22 protein-coding genes are annotated in these 26,866 nt (G+C 48.0%); 11 read left to right on the top strand and 11 right to left on the bottom strand.

Going from position 1 to position 26,866, the window contains the following annotated elements:
- Nucleotides 1–7 precede the first annotated feature (7 nt).
- Nucleotides 8–4,549, top strand: coding sequence for a glutamate synthase large subunit (gene gltB, locus BKB51_RS17585; RefSeq protein ID WP_085902428.1), 4,542 nt, complete (start codon nt 8–10; stop codon nt 4,547–4,549).
- Nucleotides 4,550–4,629: 80 nt separating this feature from the next.
- Here the strand turns inward: gltB and BKB51_RS17590 are convergent, their stop codons facing one another.
- Nucleotides 4,630–4,962: a hypothetical protein gene (locus BKB51_RS17590; protein ID WP_085902429.1), complete on the bottom strand. Its 333-nt coding sequence runs from the start codon at nt 4,960–4,962 to the stop codon at nt 4,630–4,632.
- Nucleotides 4,963–5,026: 64 nt separating this feature from the next.
- Nucleotides 5,027–5,716, bottom strand: coding sequence for an ArsR/SmtB family transcription factor (locus tag BKB51_RS17595; RefSeq protein ID WP_085902430.1), 690 nt, complete (start codon nt 5,714–5,716; stop codon nt 5,027–5,029).
- A gap of 214 nt (nt 5,717–5,930) precedes the next feature.
- Between BKB51_RS17595 and BKB51_RS17600 the strand changes: the two genes are divergently transcribed.
- The gene (locus tag BKB51_RS17600; RefSeq protein ID WP_085902431.1) at nt 5,931–6,602 is read left to right on the top strand and encodes a glutathione S-transferase family protein; all 672 of its coding nucleotides are present in this window, start codon (nt 5,931–5,933) and stop codon (nt 6,600–6,602) included.
- A 13-nt stretch (nt 6,603–6,615) separates the two neighbouring features.
- Here BKB51_RS17600 and BKB51_RS17605 read toward each other — a convergent pair whose 3' ends face one another.
- Nucleotides 6,616–7,395 carry a tetratricopeptide repeat protein gene (locus BKB51_RS17605; RefSeq protein ID WP_085907475.1) on the bottom strand — a complete coding sequence of 260 codons (780 nt, stop codon included), beginning with the start codon at nt 7,393–7,395 and terminating at the stop codon, nt 6,616–6,618.
- Between the two features lie 102 nt (nt 7,396–7,497).
- On the opposite strand from BKB51_RS17605, the gene BKB51_RS17610 reads away from it, so the two are divergent.
- Complete coding sequence (locus BKB51_RS17610) at nt 7,498–8,385, top strand: SDR family oxidoreductase (protein ID WP_085902433.1); 888 nt, start codon at nt 7,498–7,500, stop codon at nt 8,383–8,385.
- 2 nt (nt 8,386–8,387) lie between these two features.
- On the opposite strand, the gene BKB51_RS17615 is transcribed toward BKB51_RS17610, so the two are convergent.
- The 5 genes from BKB51_RS17615 to BKB51_RS17635 form a co-directional block, all read right to left on the bottom strand.
- Nucleotides 8,388–8,762 carry a cupin domain-containing protein gene (locus BKB51_RS17615; protein WP_085902434.1) on the bottom strand — a complete coding sequence of 125 codons (375 nt, stop codon included), beginning with the start codon at nt 8,760–8,762 and terminating at the stop codon, nt 8,388–8,390.
- A gap of 111 nt (nt 8,763–8,873) precedes the next feature.
- Nucleotides 8,874–9,191 (bottom strand): AzlD domain-containing protein, encoded by a 318-nt coding sequence (locus BKB51_RS17620; RefSeq protein ID WP_085902435.1) that lies wholly within the window; start codon nt 9,189–9,191, stop codon nt 8,874–8,876.
- Complete coding sequence (locus BKB51_RS17625; RefSeq protein ID WP_218044074.1) at nt 9,188–10,003, bottom strand: AzlC family ABC transporter permease; 816 nt, start codon at nt 10,001–10,003, stop codon at nt 9,188–9,190. Before BKB51_RS17625 ends, BKB51_RS17620 begins: the two co-directional genes overlap by 4 nt.
- A gap of 9 nt (nt 10,004–10,012) precedes the next feature.
- Nucleotides 10,013–10,975 (bottom strand): bifunctional helix-turn-helix transcriptional regulator/GNAT family N-acetyltransferase, encoded by a 963-nt coding sequence (locus BKB51_RS17630; protein WP_085902436.1) that lies wholly within the window; start codon nt 10,973–10,975, stop codon nt 10,013–10,015.
- A gap of 125 nt (nt 10,976–11,100) precedes the next feature.
- The gene (locus BKB51_RS17635; protein WP_085902437.1) at nt 11,101–11,898 is read right to left on the bottom strand and encodes an alpha/beta fold hydrolase; all 798 of its coding nucleotides are present in this window, start codon (nt 11,896–11,898) and stop codon (nt 11,101–11,103) included.
- A gap of 32 nt (nt 11,899–11,930) precedes the next feature.
- Here BKB51_RS17635 and BKB51_RS17640 point away from each other — a divergent pair, with 32 nt between their 5' ends.
- On the top strand, nt 11,931–13,157 hold the full coding sequence (locus BKB51_RS17640) for a glycosyltransferase family 4 protein (RefSeq protein WP_085902438.1): 1,227 nt from the start codon (nt 11,931–11,933) through the stop codon (nt 13,155–13,157).
- 55 nt (nt 13,158–13,212) lie between these two features.
- Here BKB51_RS17640 and BKB51_RS17645 read toward each other — a convergent pair whose 3' ends face one another.
- On the bottom strand, nt 13,213–14,253 hold the full coding sequence (locus BKB51_RS17645; RefSeq protein ID WP_085902462.1) for a D-cysteine desulfhydrase family protein: 1,041 nt from the start codon (nt 14,251–14,253) through the stop codon (nt 13,213–13,215).
- Nucleotides 14,254–14,557: 304 nt separating this feature from the next.
- Here BKB51_RS17645 and thrS point away from each other — a divergent pair, with 304 nt between their 5' ends.
- Both thrS and infC read left to right on the top strand, forming a co-directional pair.
- Nucleotides 14,558–16,477, top strand: a complete 1,920-nt coding sequence (gene thrS / locus BKB51_RS17650; protein WP_085902439.1) for a threonine--tRNA ligase — start codon at nt 14,558–14,560, stop codon at nt 16,475–16,477.
- 187 nt (nt 16,478–16,664) lie between these two features.
- On the top strand, nt 16,665–17,186 hold the full coding sequence (gene infC, locus BKB51_RS17655) for a translation initiation factor IF-3 (protein ID WP_085902440.1): 522 nt from the start codon (nt 16,665–16,667) through the stop codon (nt 17,184–17,186).
- A 155-nt stretch (nt 17,187–17,341) separates the two neighbouring features.
- Here the strand turns inward: infC and BKB51_RS17660 are convergent, their stop codons facing one another.
- The gene (locus BKB51_RS17660; protein WP_085902441.1) at nt 17,342–20,470 is read right to left on the bottom strand and encodes an efflux RND transporter permease subunit; all 3,129 of its coding nucleotides are present in this window, start codon (nt 20,468–20,470) and stop codon (nt 17,342–17,344) included.
- A 2-nt stretch (nt 20,471–20,472) separates the two neighbouring features.
- On the bottom strand, nt 20,473–21,582 hold the full coding sequence (locus tag BKB51_RS17665; protein ID WP_085902442.1) for an efflux RND transporter periplasmic adaptor subunit: 1,110 nt from the start codon (nt 21,580–21,582) through the stop codon (nt 20,473–20,475).
- Nucleotides 21,583–21,922: 340 nt separating this feature from the next.
- On the opposite strand from BKB51_RS17665, the gene rpmI reads away from it, so the two are divergent.
- From rpmI to pheT, 5 genes are all read left to right on the top strand, one after another.
- The gene (gene rpmI / locus BKB51_RS17670; RefSeq protein ID WP_047762593.1) at nt 21,923–22,123 is read left to right on the top strand and encodes a 50S ribosomal protein L35; all 201 of its coding nucleotides are present in this window, start codon (nt 21,923–21,925) and stop codon (nt 22,121–22,123) included.
- Between the two features lie 17 nt (nt 22,124–22,140).
- Nucleotides 22,141–22,497 (top strand): 50S ribosomal protein L20, encoded by a 357-nt coding sequence (gene rplT / locus BKB51_RS17675; RefSeq protein ID WP_085902443.1) that lies wholly within the window; start codon nt 22,141–22,143, stop codon nt 22,495–22,497.
- 161 nt (nt 22,498–22,658) lie between these two features.
- Nucleotides 22,659–23,069 (top strand): hypothetical protein, encoded by a 411-nt coding sequence (locus BKB51_RS17680; protein WP_085902444.1) that lies wholly within the window; start codon nt 22,659–22,661, stop codon nt 23,067–23,069.
- A 43-nt stretch (nt 23,070–23,112) separates the two neighbouring features.
- Nucleotides 23,113–24,183: a phenylalanine--tRNA ligase subunit alpha gene (gene pheS / locus BKB51_RS17685; RefSeq protein ID WP_085902445.1), complete on the top strand. Its 1,071-nt coding sequence runs from the start codon at nt 23,113–23,115 to the stop codon at nt 24,181–24,183.
- A gap of 14 nt (nt 24,184–24,197) precedes the next feature.
- Nucleotides 24,198–26,606, top strand: a complete 2,409-nt coding sequence (pheT, locus tag BKB51_RS17690; protein ID WP_085902446.1) for a phenylalanine--tRNA ligase subunit beta — start codon at nt 24,198–24,200, stop codon at nt 26,604–26,606.
- Nucleotides 26,607–26,866: the final 260 nt, after the last annotated feature.

Below are 26,866 nucleotides of genomic sequence, written 5' to 3' on the forward strand. Positions count from 1 at the left end.
AGGGCATATGGAACATAAAAAGATAACTCTGGACCCGATTGCTCAATGGGAGCAAAAGGCGGCGCATTTTCAAAAATATGGCCTGTACAATCCTGAAGACGAACATTCGTCCTGTGGTGTTGGCTTGGTTGCTGCTATCGACGGAAAACCACGCCGTTCCGTTGTAGAGGCAGGTATCGAGGCGCTCAAGGCTGTGTGGCACCGCGGTGCTGTCGATGCAGATGGTAAGACGGGTGATGGTTGTGGTATCCACGTCGAGATTCCAAAGGGCTTCTTTCAGGAGCAGATCGAACACCTTGGGCATACTCTGAAGAATGATGACCTTGCCATTGGTATGGTCTTCTTGCCCCGGACAGACTTTGGGTCTCAAGAGCGCTGTCGTGTTATTGTTGAACGTGAAATTCTGAACTTTGGCTATTCAATTTATGGCTGGAGACAGGTTCCGGTTAATACGGCGATTTGCGGTGAGAAAGCGAGCCTCAATCGCCCTGAAATCGAACAGATCATGATTGCAAACAGCAAAGGGGTTGATGCTGAGCGCTTTGAGACAGACCTTTATATTATCCGTCGTCGGATCGAAGCCGCGGTAGAGCGGGATTCAATCAAGGACTTCTATATCTGTTCTCTGAGTTGTCGTTCTATAATTTATAAGGGAATGGTTCTGGCTGAAAATTTGGCTGATTTTTATCCGGATCTGCTGGACGAGCGTTTTGTCTCAAGTTTTGCAATTTTCCATCAGCGGTTCTCAACAAACACCTTCCCAACGTGGCATTTGGCCCAGCCTTTCCGCGTTATTGCACACAATGGTGAAATCAACACGCTTAGGGGGAATGTCAATTGGATGAAATCCCACGAGTGTCGCATTGATCACCCGAAATTTGGATCCCATGTTGAAGATCTGAAGCCAGTTATTTTGCCGGGAAGCTCTGATTCTGCGGCGTTGGATGCTGTCTTTGAGTTGATGATCAGATCTGATCGAAGTCTTCCTATGGCGAAGACGCTTCTTGTGCCTGAATCCTGGAGTAAAAACGACGCTGTTCCACAGCATCACAAAGAGCTTTATGCCTATTGTAACGCGGTGATGGAGCCTTGGGATGGACCTGCTGCAGTGTGCGGATTTTCAGGGCCGTGGGCATTGGCGGGAACTGACCGGAATGGTTTGCGTCCGATGCGTTATGCCATCACCCGTGACGGCCTGCTTTTTGCCGGGTCAGAAACCGGTATGGTTCATATCGATGTTGAGCGTGTCATTGAGAAAGGGCGACTTGGCCCCGGTCAGATGATTGCTGTCAATTTTGAAGAAGGCAAGATCTATAAAGACAAAGAAATTAAAGATCGTCTGGCTGCGCAACAGCCTTACGGGGATTGGTTGAAAAATATCCTTGTGATCGATGATCTGGTTAAGAAACATAAATATAGCCGCAAGCCTCTCTCTAAAGATGATTTGCGTCGTCGCCAGTTGGACTTTGGATTGACCATTGAGGATATGGAACTGATCCTGCACCCAATGGTCGAGACAGCTAAAGAGGCTATGGGGTCAATGGGGGATGATACGCCCCTGGCTGTTTTGTCCGATAACGTGCGCCCAATGCACCACTTCTTCCGCCAGAATTTTAGCCAGGTGACCAACCCGCCGATTGATAGTCTGCGCGAAAAGCAAGTTATGTCCTTGATCACCCGTATTGGTAATCTGGGTAATGTTCTCGATGAAGAAGAAGGTCAGGTTACAATCCTTCAACTTGATTCGCCTGTTCTGACAAATTCAGAATTTGTTGCTCTTTCCAAGCATATGGGCCGCACAGTTGGTGTCGTTGACTGTACTTTTGAAGCCAACGGTAAGCCCGGTGCGCTCCGTCATGCTTTGCATCGTATCCGCCGTGAAGCTGAAGAGTTGGTTCGCGAAGGTTTCGAGCATGTTGTGCTGACAGATGAGGCGCAGTCTGCTGAACGGGTTTCCATTCCAATGATCCTGGCGACAGGTGCCGTTCATACGCATCTGGTTGAGCATAAGCTCCGGTCATTCTGTTCTATCAACGTACGTAGTGCTGAATGCCTGGATGTTCATTATTTTGCGGTTCTGATCGGTGTTGGTGCCACAACGGTGAACGCCTATCTAACGGAAGAAGCTATTGCCGATCGGCATCGCCGTGGTTTGTTTGGCGACTTGTCGTTCGATGACTGTATGGAGCGCTATACAAAAGCTGTGGATGATGGCTTGCTCAAAATCATGGGCAAGATGGGTATTTCTGTTATCTCCTCTTATCGTGGCGGTTATAACTTTGAAGCGCTAGGGCTGTCTCGTACATTGGTTGATGAGTTCTTTCCGGGTATGCCAAGCCGTATTTCCGGGATAGGAATGACAGGGCTGGAAGAAAAGGCTCTCGAACTTCATGAAAAGGCATGGGAATCTGATTCTACGGCCCTGCCAATTGGTGGCTTTTATCGCTATCGCGCTGGGGGTGAAGAGCATGCATGGGAAGGTCAGTTGATCCATACTATGCAAACGGCTGTCACCAAAGGGTCTTATTCGCTCTTTAAGAAATACACCAAAGGGCTGGAAAGCCGTCGACCTATTAACTTGAGAGATCTTCTGGATTTCAAGCGGGCGACAGATGGTGGTCTTGATGTTGAAGACACAGAATCGATTACTTCTCTACGGAAGCGTTTTATTACGCCTGCCATGTCTTTGGGGGCGTTGAGCCCGGAAGCGCACGGAACTCTTAATATCGCCATGAACCGGATCGGTGCAAAGTCTGATTCGGGAGAAGGCGGTGAAGTGCCTGAACGCTATGTGCCACATCCTAATGGTGACAACGAGAACTCTGCAATTAAGCAGGTTGCATCGGGCCGCTTTGGGGTAACAGCAGAATACCTGAACAAATGCCGTGAAATCGAAATCAAGGTTGCCCAAGGGGCGAAACCGGGTGAAGGTGGTCAACTTCCGGGCTTTAAGGTGACAAAGCTGATTGCGCGTTTGCGTCATTCTACACCTGGGGTGACATTGATTTCTCCGCCGCCGCATCACGATATTTACTCTATCGAGGATTTGGCGCAGCTTATTTATGATCTGAAGCAAATCAATCCAAAGGCCAAAGTTTGTGTGAAGCTTGTTGCCCGATCTGGTATCGGAACGGTTGCTGCGGGTGTGGCCAAGGCGAAAGCCGATATTATTTTGATTTCCGGCAATGTTGGCGGAACGGGTGCATCGCCGCAAACGTCTGTTAAGTTTGCTGGCGTGCCTTGGGAAATTGGCCTTAGTGAAGTTCAGCAGGTTCTCACCCTTAATGGCTTGCGGAATAATGTGACGCTTCGAACAGATGGTGGTTTGAAAACCGGGCGAGATATCGTTATTGCGGCTCTCTTGGGGGCCGAAGAATATGGTGTTGGAACAGCATCTCTGGTTGCGATGGGCTGTATTATGGTGCGTCAGTGCCATTCCAATACCTGCCCTGTCGGGGTTTGTACTCAAGATGATGATTTACGGGCAAAGTTTGATGGCACACCGGAAAAGGTCGTGAACCTCTTTAGCTTCATCGCAGAAGAAGTGCGCGAGATCCTTGCCTCTCTCGGCTACAAAACACTGAATGAAATTATTGGTCGTACTGATTTGCTAAAACAGGTTAGCCGCGGGGCACCACACCTTGATGATCTGGATCTCAACCCCTTGCTCGCTTTGGCTGATAGCGGAACTTCAGAACGCTATTGCACGCTTGAGGGGCGTAATTCTGTTCCTGATACGCTTGATGCGCAGATTATCAAAGACGCTAACCCCTTCTTTGAAGTCGGGGAAAAAATGCAGCTACAATACAATGTACGCAATACGCACCGTGCCGTTGGTACGCGTCTGGCATCAAAAATTACAACGCGCTTTGGTATGAAAGAACTGCAACCGGGACATATTACTGTTCGGTTGCGTGGATCTGCCGGGCAATCGTTGGGGGCTTTTGCTGTTCAGGGTATGAAGCTGGAAGTCTTTGGTGATGCCAATGACTATGTTGGCAAGGGTCTTTCCGGTGGTGAGATCGTTGTGCGGCCTTTGGCTTCGAGCAAACTGGCGACCCAGCACAACACCATTATCGGAAATACGGTTCTCTACGGTGCAACAGCAGGTAAGTTGTTTGCTGCGGGGCAAGCTGGTGAACGTTTTGCTGTACGAAATTCCGGCGCTCAGGTTGTGGTCGAAGGCTGTGGCTCAAACGGCTGTGAATATATGACGGGTGGTACGGCAGTTATTCTTGGCGACATTGGAATGAACTTTGCGGCCGGGATGTCAGGCGGTATGGCATTTGTTTATGACCCTAGCCGTATTCTGCCAAGCCGTATCAATGATGAAAGTGTCATATATCAACAGATTGAAACTGACTATTGGGAGCAGGTATTACTGGATCTGGTGAAGGAACATCATGCGGAGACAAAATCGGTTTATACCGAGCGCCTGTTAAACGACTGGGCGCAGATCAAGAGCGATTTTTGGCAAGTTGTTCCAAAAGAAATGCTTTCTTTGCTTGAGCATCCTGTCACAGACTCTGCTGAACTTAAATCAGCTTAGGGTCTTTGAAAATACCTGTAAATCAAGGGGCTGTATTTATTGCAGCTCCTTGTTTGTTGTGGCGATTGTATAACCCAATGCTAGGTTAGGTAGTCATCCAGCAGTGATGCCAAGGTATCGGGTAAATCGTCAGGCTGATGACATTTCAGGGGGCAAGAGGCCTCTGTGCCGTAGAAGCCGAGATCTTTATTGAAGCGAAGCTTCCCTTCTTTGAATTCTCGTACTTGAAATCCGCTTTCTTGGTTCATGGAAACAAAGGTAAGCTTTTGAATTGAGTGATTTTTATCGACAAGGAGCCAGTGAAAACGATCTGATTTTTCAACCGTCTCTGGAAGATCCAGGCGTTTGATTTCAACAACACTTATGTCTTGATTTGAAAGATAAAAAAGAACTTGAAAACGTGAAATGCTCAAGGGATTGTTGTCCTGTAATGGCGATCTAGATTAGGCTATGAAAGTTTTGTAGAGGTGGCTGTTTTTAGTCTGCGAGCAGTGGAAATTGATCATGGAAAGCTGCTTCGCCTCGACGTGAAAACTCAACAATTCTTACATCTTCAAGGCGTTTGGCCCAGCCTTTTTCATAGATGTGATTCAAAAGGGCCGTACCAAGTGATCCTGCCAGATGACTTCTGCGCGCACTCCAGTCCAGGCATGACTTGCACAGGGGGCGTTTGGCTTTTTGTAGTGGATCAAGATCTATGCCCAGACCTTTTATGAAATCACGACCTGAATCTGTAATTGCGATTTCATCCTGATCTTCCTGTAGAAATCCTCTCCCCACCAGACTGTCGTACATCTGAACACCAAATTCACCAGCGAGATGATTATAACAGACTCTGGCTTTCCTCATCTCAGGGGCCTTAGGGCCTGTGCGTGTTCGGATATGTCCTTTTTTTGCAGCAAGGCCCATCATGGTTTCAAGTAGCGTAGCCACGTCTTCATCGGCGAGGTTGAAATATCGATGACGCCCCTGCTTGCGCTGGCGTATCAGACCGCCAAGTTCAAGCTTTTTCAAATGAGCGCTGGTTGTCTGTAGGGTGATGCCTGCTTCGTTGGCAAGCTCACTCGCCGTGAGTGCTTTTCCGCTGATCAAGGCAGAGAGCATGTTTGCACGGGCGGGGTCTCCAATAAGGGAGCCAATAAGAGTGATATCTGGACCTTCTTTCATGCTTCGATATTAAACGAACTATGAGCTGCGGTAAAGAGTCACCTGGAAAAGTAATTTGAGAGCAGGCGTCATGTTTTCGACAAAATTTAAGTAGATTTATAATTCTTCATTTAAAAACAAAGTGTTTCGTTCGTTATTATTCTGTGTCAGATCTTTTGTATAAACTTGTTTTACGTGGTTTTCTCGTTCGCTCAGTAGGGTTATAGTCCAAAAAATGAGAAAGCTTCATCATCTTCCCCTCGATTCTGGCTGTCGTAAAATTCGCATGCTGTTGCGAGAGAAAAAGCTCGAATTCGAATTGCATGCTGAAAAAGTATGGGAACGCCGCGAAGCGTTTCTAACACTTAATCCTGCGGGTGAAGTGCCTGTGCTCGTTGAGGATGATGGGACGAGCATAACGGGCGGCGCACAGGTAATCTCTGAATACCTTGAAGAAGCTTATCCTGACCAGAGTCTTTTGGGTGACGATCCCTTGTGTCGTGCAGAGGTCAGGCGTCTAATTTCATGGTTTGATGACAAATTCCGGCGTGAGGTCACTGCAAATCTGGTCGAAGAGAAAATGTTAAAACGTTTTCTGGGGTTGGGTGAACCAAACTCCCAAGCTATACGGGCCGGACACGCCAACATTCATTATCATTTGGAATACATCAGTTGGCTAACGGATCGTAGAACATGGTTGGCCGGGGATGATTTCTCTCTGGCGGATATTACGGCTGCATCCCATATTTCATCCCTTGATTATATCGGGGACGTCCCCTGGAAAGAGCACCAAGGTGCTAAAGACTGGTATGCGCGTGTAAAATCCCGCCCTTGTATGCGTGGGGTTTTAACGGATTTGATACCGGGTGTGCCGCCGCCCAAACACTATGCTGATCTGGATTTCTAGGTAGCTCCAGAAACTACTCTACAGTTACATCCAGCTTTTCGAGATTTAATTGTGCAGCATCAGCAGCCGGTGTGCCTAAAGCGATGTTGACGATTCTCAGCCAATCTTCCCGTGCGCCATTATTATCACCAGCGAGACGTTTTAGTATGCCGCGTTCAAGTAGAGCTTCCAGATTGTCAGGTTCCAGATCCAGTGCGAGGGTTATATCTTGTAGGGCTTCTGCATCGTTCCCTAAAAAGCGTTTTGCTGTCCCTCGGAGAGCAAGAATATCGGCCCTTTCCGGCTCCAGACTGTGGGCAACTTCCAGATCAATTAAAGCTTCGTCAAATCGACCAAGTTCGGCCAGAATTTCGGCCCGATCAATGTAATATTCTGTGCCGTCGGGGAAAAGTGTAATTGCGGTGCTTTGCACGGCAAAGGCGCGTTCCAGATCACCATGGTCGTACCAGGCGCGACCGGCCTGATGAAGAAGCTGTGAACGCAGTTCGACATTATCTGTCTTCATGACATCGGCAAGCTTTTCAAGACGGGTCGCAGCCGCATCGTATATTTTGAGCGCATACAATGCCTGTGTTGCGCAATGCTCGGCTGGGAAGCCACCGCCTTGGGATGCCCAGGAAAGAGCGGATTCAAACGCGGCATCAGGGCGACGTTCTACCAACTTTATACAGGCAATATACTGTTCTTCGTGATTGATAGGCTCTTTGCGCCCCGCAGCCTCACTCGGCAAGGTAAATCCAAGGGCGATGGGCAGCATAAAGAGAGTCGTCAAGAGTGTGTTTTTGTGTGTCATAGGCGCATTTGGACCATAAATTTATTACTTTGCAAGCTTTGCTTTTCAGTTTGTGATGGGACCCTATATAAGAAATTAGGCAATTTCGAGATCGAGGAACATATGTCACACCATTCTAAGCATTTGTTTTGTTTTGGCCTGGGCTTTTCTGCGCTGACTTTTGCCAGGCGGATGATGGCACTTGGTTGGAAAGTATCGGGTACAATCCGACCTGGTTCTGATAAAGATCATGGAAAGCGTGAAAAACTAGAGAAGAAAGGCATTAACGTTCACAACTTTGAGCGTTCTTTGGCATTGGCGGATGCATCGACTGTATTGGGCGATGTAACTCATATTCTTTCGTCTATTCCTCCGGGTAAGGAAGGAGACTGTGTTCTGCAGTTGCATGCCGCTGAAATTGCTAAGTGCAAAAACCTTGAATGGGCTGGATATCTCTCGACGACAGGTGTCTACGGTAATCGTGATGGCGGCGTTGTTTATGAGGATGATCCGCTGAGCCCGTCAAGCCCGCGAAGCGAACAGCGTGCCCAGGCTGAAAAAGAATGGCTGGCACTTACTGAAGAGCATGATATCCCGATACATGTCTTTCGACTTGCGGGTATATATGGTCCGGGGCGCAGTCCTCTGGATTCACTGAAATCTGGCAGGGTGAAGCAGCGGATAGATAAGCCGGGGCACATTTTCAGTCGTATTCATGTGGAGGACATTGCAAACGTTCTTGAGGCATCTGTTAACCAGCCCCGAGCTGGGCGCATTTACAATGTTTGCGATAATACGCCGGAAGAGCCGTCTAAAGTCACGACCTATGCTAGTCAACTGTTGGGGATCGACCCGCCGCCTTTGGTGACATTTGATCAAGCCGAAATGAGTCCGATGGCACGAACCTTCTGGTTGGACAATAAGCGGGTAGATAATAGTCGGATTATAACCGAGCTGGGTGTAAAGCTGGATTACCCCGACTATCAATCTGGATTGAAAAGCCTGCTTTAGGTTCAGGCCTGCATTTGTTCTTCAAGGCTGCGTGTTCGGTCGGTAATGATGTCTCCTGTATGTGCCGTGGCGACAGGCTCGACCAGCATGATCCAGCATTCTTCTTTGGCAACAGGGTTATGCATAACGCCTTTGGGAACAACGTGCATATCACCTTCGTTAAGCTCAATGGTTTTGTCCTCATACTGCATGAGGAGCTTGCCCTTGATAATGTAGAAAAGCTCGTCTTCGTCATCATGCTTGTGCCAGACGAATTCATTTTTGAGTTTAGCAATTTTTACAAACTGATCATTGACCCGGGCGAGCACTTTGGGTGACCAGTGGTCTGTGATTTGGCCTAGAGCATCTGGCAGGTTTACAACATTTCTATCTGGCATTTAGGCGAGTTTCCTTGGTTGGTGAAGCTGGGCGTTGATGAAACTAGGTGTTGATGAAACTGGTATTACGAGAACGAGGAAGCATACAAAGCTGTTTTGTATGGGCTTTTGTTAAAGGAGCCATTTGAAAAGACCAAAAGCGATCATGCCGATTACAATGGTCGTCAGAAGATCCTTGCGGATCAAACCGACGACCACAGCAACGCAGGCTGCGAGCAGGGACGCATTCTGCAGATTGAATTCAATATCGTTGCCACCAGGCATTAAAACAGCAGGAACAATGATGGCTGTCAGAACTGCGGGAGGAACAAAATCCAGCGCGATTTTAGCCCAGCCGGGGAATGTGAAATGTCCTGCAGAAGCAAGAAGAACATAACGTATGCCAAAGGTTACAATGGCCATACCTGCGATCATGAGGGCTTCGTTCATTGTTTTTTATTCCTGCTGATAAGGTGATAAGACAAACCAACGCTCAATGCGCTAAGGGCAGAGACCATCAAGCCAAGTTTGTGTGGCATATCAGCTGTTCCAAGAGACATTGCTCCGGCGACCAGAACGCAGGCCAACATGGGGCGTGTTGTCAGATAAGGCAAAACCATCCCGATAAAGGTCGCAGACATGGCAAAGTCTAAACCCCAGTTACCGATATCGGGGAAGAGTTCGCCAAGGGTAATACCGATAACGGTACAGAGGATCCAGTTGCCATACATCGTGCTGAAGGAGCCCAGGTAGAACCATTGGGCATATTTTTTCCGCCAAAGATCGTCTGACTTTCGGATCTTGTCTGCAATTGTGGCAAAGCTTTCGTCGGTCAGGCCAAAAGCGATCAACGTCCGCCAAGGACCGGACAGGTGCTTGACGTCATCAACCAGTGCGGCCGAATAAAGCAAATGGCGCAGGTTTACGATAAAGGTTGTTGCAATGATAATGAGCGGCCCGGTTCCGGCAGCAAGTAACCCCAAGGCGATAAACTGGGACGAGCCGGCAAAAACAAAAACCGACATCGCGATTGCCCCAAGAGGCGATAGACCACTTTGTTCCGCGAGCGTGCCAAATATAATGCCGAAGGGAATGGCGCCGACAATCATGGGAATGGTTGCGCGAGATCCTGCGAAGATTTCCCGGACAATCTCTTTACGGGAGAGTTTTTGATTTTCGCCTGTCGTCATATCGTCAGTGTTTATAGGTTGTGTGCCCATAGATAGTGTTGCGCAGTTATCGGGGTTGGGGGCGTTACTCATTGTTCATACTCATAGTGTTACAGTCATATAGATGTCGGAGCGTCTGTATTTTGATTTTCCATTGGGATGCGGCACCTCGCAAAAACCAAGCTTGCGATAAAGTTTTTGAGCGTTAACCAGCTTGCGATTGCTTTCCAAAAACACTTGTTTTGCCCCTAGACGGCGCGCTTCATTCAAGGCGGCAACAACAAGGCGGCGTCCAATGCCTCTGGATTGGGCAGCGGGAGTGACGCCAACTTTGGAGATTTCATAGAGATCATCAGTCACTCGGGCGAGGGCACAGGTTCCCACAGGGGCGCCGCCGCAAAGACCAAAGAAAATGGTCCCACCCTTTGAAAGATAATAACCACCGGGGTTATCCAGGGAATCCTTATCCCATTCCTCTTGAAGATTGAGAAAGTAGTAATCCAGCCATTCTTTGTTTAGATCTTTGAATGAACCAGCATATTGCGGGTCCCAATTGATGATCTCGATGTCACCAGACAGATAGGGATCTGCCAGGTTATTGAGGACTCTTTGGCTGAGGGGCGTTTCATCATTCAATTTTTCGAGGTTTAAAAGTTGATTCAGTAAATTACCCGGCTCTGAATCAAGTAGCATCCCATCAAGCGAACGTTTGATCTCGTCCCATATGGGAATGAGTTTTGGTAAGGCGTGTTTTGCCTGATCTGACAGGGTCAGGAGTTGTGTACGTTCATCTTTCGGGGACGGCTTTTTTTCAATCCATCCTTCTTCAACCATCTTTCTGGCCATTTTACTGATTGCAGGGTGGCTGACGCCTGTGGCAGTAGCGCAATCAGACACCGAAACGGCGCTTTCTTTGTACAGAAGGTAAAAGAGCGGGAAATAGCCGGCCTGAATGGTCAAGCCGGTTTTCTCGTAAATGATGTTAACCTCATTAAAAAGCGTATCGCTCAGGCGTTTGAGGCGACTACCAAGTGTGAGGCTGCCGAGGGAGGCGAGAAAATTCATATTAAACCTATTACGTAACTGGTTACATATTATTTTATCAAATTGACCTTTCTTAGAAAAGAAAAAAAGCAGTCGAGATAAAATCGACTGCTTTGAATGTTATGGAAAAGAAGTCAAAATTTAACTTAGCGACTGATCTCTTTGATAATTTTCTTAAGTCGCTGCAGGTCTTGGGGTTCAGAAAGGCGATGGTCCCCACTTTTAACCAGAACGACTTCCATATCCTCAGTTTCGAGCGACTCGACAATTCTGGGAACGATATCCCAGGGAACGTCGACGTCTTGCATTCCCTGAATCAGACGTACGGGACAAGTGATCGGTTGTTTCTTGTCCAGCAAGAGATGCTGTCGACCTTCTTCGATAAGTTTTAGAGTAATAGCATAGGGGGCGTCGCCATATTGACTTGGTTCGTAATAGACGCCATCACTAAGGAGAGTGTTTTTGATCTCTTGTGAAAAGGTATCCCACATAAGATCCTGCGTGAAGTCGGGGGCAGCGGCTATACCAACTAGGCCTTTGGTTCTATCTGGTCTTTTCAGGGCAGTGTTTAACATAATCCAGCCCCCCATGGATGATCCAACCAAAATCTGAGGGCCGGTTGTCAGCTCATCGATAACGGCGATGGCATCTTCGGTCCATTGTCCGATTGTGCCCTCTGTGAACTTGCCAGAAGATTGTCCATGCCCCATATAGTCAAAACGGACAAAATTTTGCTTACTGGATTTCGCAAACTCTTCCAGCGTAGTAGCTTTCGAACCCGTCATGTCAGACATATAACCGCCAAGAAAGACGATTCCCGGTAAATCATTATCGCCTTCTGTCTTTATATAGGCTATATGCTGCCCATTAGGGCGTTCGAGAAACTCTGGAACTTGTGCAGTGAACTCTGTATCACTATTGGGCGCTGTATCTTTATTGGACATGAATTAAATAGGACTCCTTGTAGTACCGACACATGACGGATGGTTCTCACCTTAACACTTTGATATCTGAAGCCGCTACCCCAGAGCTTCCTTCTCTTGTGAAATCTGATGGCACACCTATGACTGTGCTTCAGGTCGTTCCCGCTATGGATTCTGGCGGTGTCGAACGCGGTACCCTGGATATGGCAAAGGCCATTATCGAAGCTGGCGGAAAGGCAATCGTTGCTTCCCGGGGTGGACAGCTGGTTGCACGTCTGAAAATTGCCGGGGCAGAACATGTCGAGCTTCCGGTACATTCAAAGAACCCCTGGACTATGTGGCGGAACACAGGGCGCCTCGTTCGCTTGATTAAAGACAGAGGCGTTGATCTGGTTCACGCCAGATCTCGTGCACCTGCACGTCCGGCGCACAGGGCTGCCCGTAAGGTCGGGGTGCCGTTTGTGACAACGGTTCACGCGCCTTACAATATCAACAATGGTCTCAAGCGCTATTACAACTCGATTATGACCAAGGGTGATGTTGTCATTTCGATTTCTGAATTTGTTGCTGACTATATCCGTAAGAATTATCAGGTAGATGAAAGCAAAATCCGCATCGTACACAGGGGAATGGATACGGATAGTTTCTCGCCACATGCTGTTAGTGCCGAGCGCGTCATTCAGTTGTCGACGCAATGGCGTCTCCCCGATGGGGTTCCGTTGATTATGTTGCCCGGTCGATTAACGCGCTGGAAAGGACAGAAGGTTCTTCTCGAAGCGCTCACCCACCTTCGCGACATTGATCTCTGCTGTGCATTGGTTGGATCTGATCAGGGGCGTACAGCTTATCGGGATGAGCTCGAAAAAATGATTATGGATAATGATCTTTTAAGCCGTGCCTTTATCATGGATGACTGTAATGACATGCCATCGGCCTATATGCTGTCTGATGTTGTGGTTTCTGCATCAACGGATCCCGAAGGCTTTGGTCGGGTTGTTTCCGAAGGGCAGGCCATGGGGCGCCCGGTTGTGGCAAGTGACCACGGTGGCGCAAAAGAGCAACTGGTTCCGAATGAAACAGGCTTTCTGTTTGAGAACGAGGATGCAGAAAGCTGCGCGCGCGCCATTCGCCGTGCCCTGAGCTTGAATGCTCGTGAAAGAGAAATTCTTTCTCTCAAAGGGCAAGAGCGGGTTCAGAAATTCTTCACGAAAAAACTGATGTGTGCCAAGACTGTTGGTATCTATCGTGAACTTATTTCTGAGAAGGCAATTACTGCATAACACTAGCCGCTTCAGGCTGTAAAACCCCAAGAGTGTTTAATTCGAGTGGTGTAATTTAGGAAAAGCTTTCTATCGCGTTTTGGTACGCGAAGATTGCGGGGTTCCCGCCGGTATGGATAAAGAGAACCTTTGCCCCTTTGGGAATTGCATTTGTGCGGACCTGATCGATCAATCCTGCCATGGTTCTTGCTGTATAGACGGGATCTAGAAGAATGGCTTCCAGTTGTGCCGTTTTTTCAATGGCTTCTTTGACCTGCTGGTTCATCTTGCCGTACCCCGGTGCCAGTGTTTTATCGGATATAATAATATCCTGATCAGTTATCAGCCCGGTGCGGGATATCATGTCCGTGAGTTCGTTGGATCTTTGCCTGATGCGGTCAGTTTGGCTTTTCTGGTCCCGTCTGACGCAAATGCCGATGATGGGAATATCCCAACCAATGGCACGCGCACCAACAAGAAACCCGGCGTGGGTCAGGCCACTGCCGGATGGGATGACAACATAATCGGGTTTGTTATCTGACGCGATGACCTGTCTATAGGCTTCGGCTGCTGCCCTGATATAGCCTAGGCCACCATAGGGCAGTGACCCTAATCCTAGATGGATGACATAGGGGTGCCTACCCTGGTTTTTGAGCTCTTCTGCACGTTTGTCCAGTGCTCTATCTGCGCCGGCCTCGTCTTCTCCTTCGGGAAAGTAGCTGATTTCAGCACCTAGCAGATTGTTTAAAAAGACGTTGCCAGATTTACGGTATAGTTGGTCATTACTCGGGACACGTTCTTCAAGTTGAACATGAGCTTGCCAGCCGAGTTTTACCGCTGCGGCGGCAGTCAGGCGGACAAAATTTGACTGTAGAGCACCAGTGATCAGAACAGTATCAGCATTCATATCCATACCCGGCCCAAGATAGTATTCCAACTGTCGAACCTTGTTGCCCCCAAAAGCGAGACCATTGCAATCATCTCTCTTGGCCCAGAGGTCAATGCCGAGGTCTTGTCCAAGCCTGGGTAGTGGATCAATCGGGGTCAGTTCATGACCAAGAATGACGCGCCGATGCTGTTGGAGTTCTGGAATCAGGTCTTCAAGTTTCTTGTTCATGTGCATGATCATTATTCCGAATGAGATTGGCCGGATGTGCAATGAATTAGGTGCGTATTTATTTTTATTATTTGAACATTAATTGCGATTGCTGGAAAGGTTATCGAGTTTTTCTGATCGATCCTTCATTCTTCTGAATATCCTTGAGGAGTGGTTTGAAAAAACGAATAGTGAGATTCTTTTGATTAAAAGCGCGGAATCCTTGGTGCTGTGCTTGACAGGCCATGGAATCCTTTTACATTGCTGGAACTCTATAAGAGTCAATTTTCCTAGATGATAGAACAGTAACTGAGAACGATTTCCGATGGTCACAATTACATTGCCTGATGAAAGTCAGCGCAAATTTGATGGTCCTGTAACAGGGCACGAGGTAGCAGAATCTATTGGTCCACGGTTGGCCAAAGATGCTTTAGCTGTGGTGGTAGATGGCGAGTTAAGAGACACGACCTATCCAATCACGACGGATGCGACCTTGGAAATTGTGACCCGCAAGCACCCTCTAGCGCTCGATTTGCTGCGCCATGACTGTGCGCATGTGATGGCGGAAGCGGTTCAAGAGTTGTTTCCTGGTACACAGGTAACTTTTGGTCCGTCGACTGACGTTGGTTTCTATTATGACTTTGCACGTGATGAGCCGTTTTCGACAAATGATCTAGAGAAGATCGAAGCGAAAATGCACGAGATTATTGCGCGTGATGAATCCTTCGTACGCGAAATCTGGGATCGTCCAAAAGCGAAAGAGCATTTTGCGTCCAAAGGCGAAAAATACAAAGCCGAACATGTTGATAACATTCCGGGCGACGAAGACCTGACGATTTACCGCCAGGGTGATTGGCTTGATCTTTGCCGTGGACCACATGCGCCATCGACAGGAAAGATCGGTAAAGGCTTTAAGTTGATGAAGGTCTCTGGTGCCTATTGGCGTGGAGACAAGGACAATGATCAGTTACAGCGTATTTACGGCACGTGCTGGTCAGATGAAAAGCAGCTGAAAAAGTATTTACAGATGCTTGAAGAGGCTGAAAAACGTGATCACCGCCGCCTTGGAAAAGAACTAGGCCTCTTCCACATGCAGGAAGAGGCAACGGGTTCTGTTTTCTGGCATCCGAAAGGTTGGGCGCTATATCGTTCGCTAGAAGAATATATGCGTAAACGCCTTGAAGACGGTGGTTATCAGGAAGTGAAAACACCGCAGTTGATAGATCGTGCGCTTTGGGAAGCTTCTGGTCACTGGGAGAAATTCCGCGAAGACATGTTTGTGGCGACATCCGAAGATGACCGTACACTTGCGGTCAAACCGATGAACTGTCCGGGGCATGTTCAGATCTTTAAACAGGGCCAGACCAGTTATCGTGACTTGCCGTTGCGTATGGCGGAATTTGGTGCCTGCCACCGTAACGAGCCTTCTGGTGCACTGCATGGCTTGATGCGTGTGCGTGCTTTCACACAGGATGACGCCCATATCTTCTGTACCGAAGATCAGATCAACAGTGAAACTGTTATTTTCTGTGATCTGTTGAAAACTGTTTATAAAGATCTTGGCTTTGACGAGATCGTTGTGAAGTTCTCTGATCGTCCGGAAAGACGCGCAGGAACCGATGAATCTTGGGATAAAGCCGAAGGTGCGTTAAGGGAAGCTGTCGAAGAAGCTGGCCTTGAATACACAATGAACCCTGGTGAAGGTGCCTTCTATGGTCCTAAGCTTGAGTTTGTCCTCAAAGATGCGATTGGTCGTGACTGGCAGTGTGGAACTCTTCAGGTGGATGTGGTTTTACCTGAGCGTCTGGATGCATCCTACGTCGGCGAAGATGATAAGCGTCATCGTCCTGTGATGCTGCATCGTGCTATCTTGGGATCTTTTGAGCGTTTCCTCGCTATTCTTATTGAACAGCACGCGGGTAAGTTTCCGCTGTGGATGTCTCCGCAGCAGGTGGTTGTGGCTTCGATCACTTCTGACGCCAATGATTATGCTGAAGAAGTTCGAGACAAGCTGAAAGCTGCGGGACTCCGGGTGAAAGCTGATTTGCGTAATGAGAAAATTAACTATAAAATCCGCGAGCACAGCCTAAGCAAGACACCTGTTATTGCGGTGGTTGGTCGCCGGGAGGCAGAGGAAGGGAAAGTTGCTCTGCGTCGCCTCGGCGGTAAGAACCAAGAAATTATGTCTTTAGAAGAAGCGCTTAGCTCTTTAACTGAAGAATCAAAATCGCCTGCTGAGCAGTAGGCGATTAAAAAATAACTTTGTGGTTGCCGACTGGCATAAGATATTGGCATTATGCGCCCATTGTATTTATAGGCGTAAACGCAATATAAACGGTTGGTATTTTAGAGTAACAGCCTATTGCAGACCACGAGGTCTGTGATTTTGGGATAACAGAAAAAACGGGAGCACGACAATAGCACGCGCACCAATGACGACACCCCCGCGCATCGACGGTCCGCGGGTAAACGAACGAATTACTATCAACACTGTACGTCTTGTTGACGCAGACGGCGAACAGGTTGGCGTAGTACCTACACGTGATGCAATGAAGCGTGCATTTGATGAAGGTCTTGACCTTGTTGAGATTTCTCCGAATGCAGAGCCACCAGTTTGCAAGATCATGGACTACGGTAGATTTCGTTTTGAAACGCAGAAAAAGAAAAACGAAGCTCGTAAAAAGCAAAAGATTATCGAACTTAAAGAGCTTAAGGTTCGTCCAAACATTGACACGCATGATTATGACGTGAAGATGCGGGCTGCACACAAGTTCATTTCTGCAGGTGACAAGGTGAAAGTGACTATGCGCTTTCGCGGACGTGAAATCACGCACCAAGAAGTCGGTCTGGAAGTTCTTAAGCGTATTGAAACCGATCTGGTTGAAGTCGCTAAGATGGAGCTAAGGCCGAAAATGGAAGGCCGCCAGATGATTATGATCTTGGCGCCAAAATAAGCCTGAAAATATTAGGGTTAGTAACCTTTTTGAAAAGCCGCTCTGGAACAGGGCGGCTTTTTTGTTGCTTGTGGCTTAGATAAGGGATGAGACAAAAAAGGGGGCGGGAGGATATAACCCCCAGGCCCTTTCCTTTTTACTTTCACCTACAAATATTAGCTTTCTTTCGTTTTCCATAATTTTTTATTGGTAGCTTCACGCATAGACTGGAAAGCTACATAAAGTGGCGGAATAAAAAGAAGTCCAATTGATGTCGCGGCAACCATACCGCCAAAGACAACAAAGCCCACGGCAACACGGCTGGCTGCCCCGGCACCTGATGCAAAGATTAGGGGTAAGACGCCAAGTATGAATGAAAGCGCTGTCATCATCACGGCTCTGAAACGCAAGCTTGCAGCATCAAGTGCAGCTTCTTTTATGGAGAGTCCTTCTTCGCGCCTGACCTTTGCAAATTCGACAATAAGGATGGCGCTTTTACTGGCAAGCCCGATAAGCATCACCATGCCGATTTGGGCATAGAGGTTGTTATCAAGGAAGGGCAAGAGTGCCATAGGTACGAGGGCCCCAAAAGCCGCTAGGATAACGGATACGATAACTGATAGAGGAGTGCTCCAGCTTTCGTATTGAGCGACAAGAAAGAGGTAGGCAAAGATAAGAGCCAGAGCGAAGATGATAACAATATAGCCGCCAGCTTCCTGCTCTTGCTTAGAGGTTCCCGTCCACTCAATACCGTATCCATCAGGAAGGGCATCTGCTGCGGCACGCTCCAATGCAGCAATTGCGTCACCACTACTATAGCCAGTTGCTGGCGATCCCGTTATGGACGCAGATTTAAATTGATTATAGCGCGCGACGGATAAGGGGCCGAGAATGGGCTCTATTTCGATAAGTGTCCGCAAAGGGATCATATCACCATTATCGTTCCGGACATGCAGGTTGTCGATGTCTTCTAGCCCATCACGGAACTGTGCTTCGGCCTGGATCTGCACCCTGTATACTTTTCCATAGAGGTTAAAGTCATTGATATAAGACGACCCAAGATTTGCCTGCAGGGTTGAGAAAATATCCGAGATCTTAACGCCAAGAACGAGAGCCTTTTCCCGATCAACCTCTAAGAAAAGCTGAGGGATGTTGGCGGAGTAAGTACTGAATACAGATGTTAGTTCAGGCTGCTGGTTGGCGGCAAAGGCCAAGCTGCGCACCGCAGAGGCAAGCTCTTGCGGTGTTCGTCCTTGGTAATCCTGAACCTGGGCTTCAACGCCACCGCCCGTGCCCAATCCCATAATAGGGGGGAGTGGGAAAGCGAAGGATTCTGCAGAGGCAAGTCCTGCAAGCTTTCTATTTATACGCCCTAGAATATTAAACCACTGAAGTTCAAATTCGGTTCTTTCTGACCAGTCGCTTAAAACTGGTATCAATAGAGAGGAATTCGAGGCGGCTCCGGATAATAAACTGAAGCCGGAAACAGAGATAACATCTGTGACCCCTTCTTCTTCAAGCAGCATATCTGTTACATCGGCAGTAACCTTATTTGTTCTCTCCAATGATGCGCCATCAGGAAGCTGTACGTTTACAAAGAATACGCCTTTGTCTTCCATGGGAATAAATCCGGTAGGAACCGTCTGGAACATATAGACTGTTACGCCAGCGAAAATACCAAGAACTGCCATGGAAATAGCAAGCCTTCTGATCATAAGGGCAACAATTCTGCTGTAGCCATTACGTGTACGATCAACGAGATTTGCGAAAAGTTTCAATGGACCTCGGAGCTCGCCGCTGTCGGGTTTTAGAAGAAGTGCGCAAAGTGCGGGTGACAGTGTTAAGGCATTTATGGAAGAGAGAGAAACCGCCACGCAGATGGTGAGTGAAAACTGCTTGTAGAGCTCACCTGTGATGCCCGGCATGAAGGATACAGGTACAAAAACGGCCAGTAGAACCAGTGTTGTTGCGACGACAGGGCCCGTAACTTCTTTCATTGCCAACTTGGTAGAATTAGCGGCGGATTTTCCCGTTTTTTTCATGATCCGTTGTACGTTCTCAACAACAACAATGCTGTCATCCACGACGATACCGATGGCGAGTATAATGGCAAAGAGGGTGATCATATTGGCGCTGAAACCAACGACATAGAGAACGGCAAAAGTGCCGATTAGAGATACCGGAATTGCAAGGCTTGGGATCAGAGTTGAACGCCAATCACCTAAAAAGAGGAAGGTTACACTGACAACGAGAGCAAAGGTAATCAGAAGTGTTTCTATGACTTCTTGAACCGAGGCCCTTACGGCGTTGGTGGTGTCATAAAGGATTTTATATTCCACGCCCTGTGGGAAGCTTTCAGACAGGCGATCGAGCTCAGTATAGATGGCGTCAGCAACCTCGAGGGCATTGGCACCAGGTGATTGATAAACCGCTATTGCTGCAGAAGGGGCGTTGTTGAGCTTTGAAGCAGAAGAGTAGCTTTGTGAGCCAAGTTCTATCCGTGCGATGTCTTTAAGCCGCACAAAAGAGCCATCCTGATTTGCCCGAATAACGATGTTTTCAAATTCTTCAACCGTTGTCAGTCGGCCTTTGGCTTGAAGAGTATATTGGAATTGGGGGGTGCCTTCAAATGGTGGTGCACCCAGTTGTCCTGCTGTCGCCTGGATATTTTGATTTTCTATTGCCTCGGTCACATCTTTGGTTGTGAGGCCAACAGCTGTCAGACGGTCAGGGTTAAGCCAGACACGCATTCCATAATCCAAGGCTCCGAACTGGGAGACACTGCCGACGCCATTAATACGCGCCAGTGAATCCTGAATATAAATAGAAGCATAATTACTTAGAAACAGAGAGTCTTGAGAGTTGTCAGGTGAGACCATATTGATCACAAGAAGCATAGACGTTGATTGCTTCTGCGTAATGACACCTTGCCTCGTAACTTCTGATGGTAAAGAGGCATTTGCTGTTGCAACGCGATTTTGAACATTAACCGCGGCAATGTCTGGGTCTGTCCCAACAGCAAAAGTGACCGTCAGGTCATAACTGCCGTCGTTACTGCTTGTTGAGGACATGTATAACATGCCGTCGACACCATTGACTTTTGCCTCAATGGGCGCGGCAACAGACTGCTCAACAACAGTTGCATTAGCACCGGGATAGCTGGTGGTAACCTTGACCTGCGGTGGCGTAATGTCAGGGTATTCCGCAACAGGGATTGAATTAAGAGCGATGATGCCTGCCAGAGAAATAATAACTGATATGACCAGGGCAAACTTAGGGCGATTGATGAAAAAGGCTGAAAACACGATCAGGCTCCTTCTTCAACCGGGTTAACAATCATGTCGGGTTTCACTTTTTGAATCCCCTGCAAAATAATGCGTTCCCCTTTGAGGAGACCGTCTTTTATTATCCAGTTTGTATCGACTCGTTCTCCGACCTGAACACGACGAATTTCCACTTTGTTGCTACGGTCTATAACCAGCGTGAAGTAGCCTTGTTGATCTTTCTGAACGGATGCTTGGGGAATAACCAGTTCACTCTGGGTTTTCTTGCTACGAACGGTCACATTAACGAATTGACCCGGTACCAAAATATGCTTGGGGTTGGGGAAGATTGCCCGGGTAATGATTGAGTTTGTACTTTGATTAACTTCTGTATTAATGAAATCAAATCGGCCTTCACTCTCATAAGGCTTTCCGTCCGAGAGAACCAGCGATGGAATAACAGGAGCTTCGCTTGAGAGGCCTTTGCGTCGTTCTTCCAGGATGAGTTTATCGCTGACAGGGACAGTAACGTAAATCGGGTCAAGGCTTGTAATGGTTGCAAGGGGGTCGCTACTGGAATTGACCAAATTACCCACACTGTACCGAGATCGACTTATTTGCCCGTCCAAAGGGCTGTGGATCTCAGTGTAACTTAAATCGAGTTCCGCTCTGCGCAAGGCGGCTTTTGCTTGCATTACGGCTGCCAAGGCTGAAGATTCGCTGGCTTCAGAAGTATCCAGAGAAGCTTCGGAGACAACTTTCTTTTTGCGAAGATCTTTTTTTCGCTTTAGATCTGACCGTGCATTTTTCAGGGTCGCGGTTGCTCCGGCGAGATCCGCTTTGGCTTGCTCCACCGCGATTTGGTAGGGGGCTTTCTCTAGTATGTAAAGCAGGTCACCCTTTTGGATATTGGCGCCTTCTTTGAAGTGTCGCTCTTCCACAAAACCTTCAACACGTGCGCGTAAGTCAACTGTATTAACGGCCTCAACACGACCAACAAAAGTTAGCTCTGGCGTAACATCCTGTTCCTGAACTGTGGTTACGATCACACTTGGTGCGGGGGTGGAACTGTCCTGGGCCGAGGCTAGTTGAGCACCAAGCAGGATTGTTGATGCGAGGATCAATGCGGGTGTTTTTGTGTGGGGAAGCTTCATGGCTTGGTTCTCTTTATGATGTCCAGCAATAAACGTCGGCAAGGAATGTGGGTGGTGGTGCAAGAAGTATGATCTCTTAATTGTTATTCAATACCCTAGGGTATGTTTTGTTTCGTTTATGTATAAAATGTATTCGGGTCTTACATAATTTAGCATTAATGGTAAAAAGATGTGAGAAAAAAAGACGGGTCACTTTTGTGGTGAAGACTCCACATTCCCTCTATGTTAGAGCTTGCCAAAGGGGGGAAAGAATATTATAACCCCCGCCATTGTCGGGTGGCATGTGCCAAAGGGTATGCCTAGTCACTCTGAAGAAGAACTTTATTTATAAGGAAAGAAAATGCCCAAACTTAAGACGAAATCTGGCGCGAAGAAACGCTTCCGCCTGACTGGAACCGGTAAAGTCGTTGCTGCTCAGGCAGGTAAACGTCACGGTATGCGCAAACGCTCACAAACAATGATTCGTAACGCTCGCGGTACGACAACACTTTGTGATTCTGATGCGCGTGTCATCAAACGTAATTTCCTCGTTAACGGTTAAGGTTAAGGTAGTAGCAAATGGCTCGTGTTAAACGGGGCGTGACATCGCGTGCACGCCACAAAAAAGTTGTTAAACTTGCTAAAGGCTTCCGTGGCCGTGGCAAAAACGTATTTAGCGTTGCCGTACAGCGCCTTGAAAAAGGCTGGCAGTACGCATATCGCGATCGTCGTGTTAAGAAACGTACATTCCGTGGTCTGTGGATTCAGCGTATCAACGCTGGTGCCCGCATGCACGGCATCACGTACTCTCAGTTCATGAACGGTGTGAAGAAAGCAGAAATCGGTCTTGACCGTAAAGTGCTTGCTGATCTTGCTGTTCGTGAGCCAGCTGCGTTTGCTGCTGTTGTCGAAAAGGCAAAAGCAGCTCTGGCTTAACGCGCATTCGTTTTAGGCTTTATGACAGGGCAGCATCCGGTTTCCGGGTGCTGCCTGTTTGTCATTAAGGGCCTGAATGAAGTAGCTAAAAAGTACTGATTCTATCTTTTGCATAATCATCACTAACTAGAATTTGTTGCCTGTAACCGGAACGACGTCCCGTGGTCTCCCTTTTGAAATTTTTCTCTTCTATTGTTCTCTGTCTAACTTTGTTGTCCGGCTGTTTTGACGCTGGCGGGGCAACGGGTGCAAGCTATTCTGAAGATATAGATGCCGTGCGTGACCACGTTACTGACGGGCAAAGTAATGCCGATTTAATCGGTGAGTTGGCTGGTCGTCATGGTAAAGTCACTTGGCTCGCGGGACCGTGGGATGATAAACAATCTGATCAACAGGTATTAGTAAGCGCGAGCATTCGGAAAAATCTGAATGATGCTGATCGAGAACTAACGCTTTTGTACCGCTATGACCGAACCTCTCACAATGTGGTTCTGGACAAGGTTTTGCTTGATGGGCAGGTTCAGAGTGTTGTGGGTGGCGCTGTTGCAATGCTGGCAATGAAGTTGGAATAAACAAGATTACTGATTGAGGGGTTCCTCATGAACGGGAAGTATAATGGATAATCTGGAAGAACTTCGCAGTGATTTACTGCAAAGAGTAGAGGCCGCGACAGATCTGGATGCTCTGGATGCTGTGCGTGTTCAGGCATTGGGAAAAAAGGGTGAAATTACACAGCGTATGAAAACGCTGGGTAATCTGGCACCTGAAGAGCGCAAGGAAGCCGGACAGGCCTTCAACCTGATCAAGCAAGCTGTAGCTGACGCAATTGAAACACGCAAGGCAAGTCTGCACGCAGTGGCATTGGAAGCGCGTTTGGCCGAAGAGAAGGTTGATGTATCTCTACCGCCACGTCCTGCAACAATCGGTAAAATGCACCCCATAAGCCAGACGTTGGAAGAGCTCGTGGCAATCTTTGGTGAGATGGGCTTTTCCGTGGCCGAAGGGCATCACATAGAAGATGATTTCCATAACTTTACCGCATTGAATATTCCGCCGGAACACCCTGCGCGTCAGGAGCTGGATACTTTCTATATGCCAGAGAGAGAAGATGGAACCAGATCCGTTCTACGGACCCATACTTCTCCTGTGCAAATTCGTGCGATGCAGAATACGACACCCCCTATTCGGATTATTGCGCCTGGCCGGACATTCCGTGCCGATCACGATGCCACACACTCCCCGATGTTCCATCAGGTTGAGGGACTGGTTATCGATGAAAAAACCAACATGGGTCACCTTAAAGGTGTGCTCATCGAATTCTGTCGTGCCTTCTTTGGCGTGAAAGACCTTCCCTTGCGCTTCCGTCCTAGCTATTTCCCGTTTACAGAGCCTTCTGCCGAAGTTGACATCGGATGTTCCCGTTCTGGTGGGCAGTTGAAAATCGGTGCTGGCGAAGACTGGTTGGAAATTCTTGGTAGCGGTATGGTACATCCAAAAGTTCTTGAGAACTGCGGGATTGATTCTTCCAAGTATCAGGGCTTTGCTTTCGGTATCGGGATTGAACGTCTTGCCATGCTCAAATACGGCATTCCTGATTTGAGAACCTTCTATGAAACCGATCTGCGCTGGATGAAACACTATGGCTTCTTGCCTATGGAAATGCCCAGCATGGTCCGTGGTCTGTAGAGAGGTTTGAGGAAATGAAATTTACACTTAACTGGTTGAAAGATCACCTCGACACAGATGCTTCTCTGGAAGCCATTGTTGAAAAACTTTCTCTCATCGGTCTCGAAGTCGAAGGCGTTGAAAATAAAGCTGACGAACTCAAAGCTTTTAAAACTGCGAAAGTTATCGAAGCTGTTCAGCATCCCAACGCGGACCGCCTAAGGGTATGTCAGGTACAATCAGGCGAAGGTATTAGTCAGGTCGTTTGCGGTGCTCCGAACGCCCGCACAGGCATGATTGGGGTATTCGCACCTGTTGGATCATACGTTCCCGGTATTGACCTTACCCTGAAGGCTGGAAATCTCCGCGGCGAAGATTCTAACGGTATGTTGGTTTCCGAGCGCGAAATGGGATTGTCTGACGAACATGATGGTATCATCGACCTTCCTGAAGGCACCGAAGTTGGTGTACCGCTTGCCGAAATTCTTGGCCTTGATGATCCGATCATTGAAATTGCGATTACACCAAACCGCGGCGATTGCCTTGGGGTGCGTGGTGTAGCTCGCGATCTTGCTGCTGCGGGTATGGGGACGCTTAAACCGTTGAAGCTTGAGACAATTGAAGGGTCTTTTGATAGCTCGATCAAATGGAAAGCTGATACTGCCGTTGCTGATGATGTTCCTTATGTGGCTGGGCGCTATTTCAAGAACCTGAAAAATGGACCAAGCCCCAAATGGCTGCAAGAAAGACTTCTGGCCATCGGGTTGCGCCCAATCTCTGCCTTGGTTGATATTACCAACTATGTTTCGTTCGATCTCGGCCGCCCCCTGCATGTGTTTGATGCGGATAAAGTCAACGGCGATTTGACCATGCGGTATGCTGAAAATGGCGAAGAGTTCCTGGCGCTTGATGAAGAAACATACAAGCTGTCTGAGACCATGGTTGTGATCAGTGATGATAACGGTGTTCAGGGACTTGGTGGTGTTATGGGCGGGCTTAATTCCGGCTGTAGTGATGAAACCACAAATATGTTCCTGGAAGTTGCGCTGTTTGACCCGACGTCAGTTGCGATTACCGGCCGTAAATCCGGTATTCTTTCAGATGCGCGATATCGTTTTGAACGTACCGTCGACAGCCAGTCTGCTGACTGGGGTGTAGATGTTGCAACACGGATGGTGCTTGATCTATGTGGCGGTGAGGTCAGTAAGGTTACTTCTGCTGGATCAATTCCATCAGAAAAACGCGTCATTGAGTTACGTCCAAATCGGATCAAAGATCTGTGTGGTGTTGCTGTTGAAAAAGACAAGCAGATCGAAATTCTGTCTATTCTGGGTTTTGACGTTACTGAAAAAGATGGTTTGATTCTCGCAACTGTTCCGAGCTGGCGTCCGGATGTGGAGCTTGAAGCCTGTCTGGTAGAAGAAATACTGCGTATCTATGGATATGAAAATATCCCCGAAACGCAAATGGAAATGCCAAGTTATCTGCCACAGGGTGTACTGACGTTGGCACAGCGTCGTGTATCAAACACGCGGACAGCACTTTGCTGGCGCGGGCTTGACGAAGCGGTAACCTTCTCTTTCGTTTCTTATGCTCAGGCTGAACTGTTTGGCGGTGTTCCCGATAGCCTGCGTGTAGCCAATCCAATCTCTACTGATCTGGATACTATGCGTCCCTCTATCTTGCCGACATTGCTGTCAGCTGCGGTACGTAACACAGATCGTGGGTTTGCTGATAATGCGCTCTTCGAAGTTGGACCGCAGTATCAGGATGACACATCCAAAGGGCAAAAGCAGATGGCGACCGGTTTGCGTTCCGGCAACATTGCCGAGCGTCATTGGGAGAGCCCAAGCCGCCCTGTTGATCTTTTTGATGCCAAGGGTGATGCTCTTGCGGCCTTGTCTGCTGCTGGTGCTCCGGTAGAAAATCTGCAAGTGTTCACATCGGCACCATCCTACTTCCATCCCGGACGTTCTGGCGTTCTTGGGTTGGGGCCAAAGAATGTACTCGCCGCGTTTGGGGAGCTTCATCCGCGCGTTTTGGAAGCCATGGATATCAAAGGTCCTGTTGTTGCTTTTGAGGTTTTCTTGGACAACATTCCTCAACCAAAAATCAAAAAAGGTGAATCCGGTAAGATCAAGCCAGCATTGGAACTTTCACCGTTCCAGTCTGTTGATCGTGATTTTGCCTTCTTGGTGGATGACAGTGTGGAGGCCGGGAAGCTTATCCGGGCTGTTAGAGGGGCTGATAAAAACCTGATTACAGACGTTGTTCTTTTTGACATCTACAAAGGTAAAGGTGTTGAAGACGGCAAAAAATCGCTGGCCATTACGGTGACGTTGCAACCTCGAGACAAAACCCTGACGGATGAGGAAATCGAAGCGGTTTCCCAAAAAGTTATTGCTCAGGCCATGAAGGCAACGGGCGGTACTCTCCGAGGATAGATTTTGTAAAAGACTTATGATGAGAAGCCCGATAGAGACCTGTCGGGCTTTTCTTTTGCAAAAAAACTTCCGAGCACCCTGATCTCAATCATGTGAAGTACTGCTTGCTGATATCAAGCCTAAAATGTGTTAGACTATGATCAATTCTAGCAAGGTTAGTTTCGCAGAGGATTGACCCGTAGAGTGTTGAATTGGGGAGTGGAGCGGTTTAACCGCTGACATAATTCACTGATTTTAAAATAATCTGGGGGGCGTTACCT

The organism is Kiloniella majae, from assembly GCF_002118315.1.
In the GTDB taxonomy this organism is placed as follows: domain Bacteria; phylum Pseudomonadota; class Alphaproteobacteria; order Kiloniellales; family Kiloniellaceae; genus Kiloniella; species Kiloniella majae.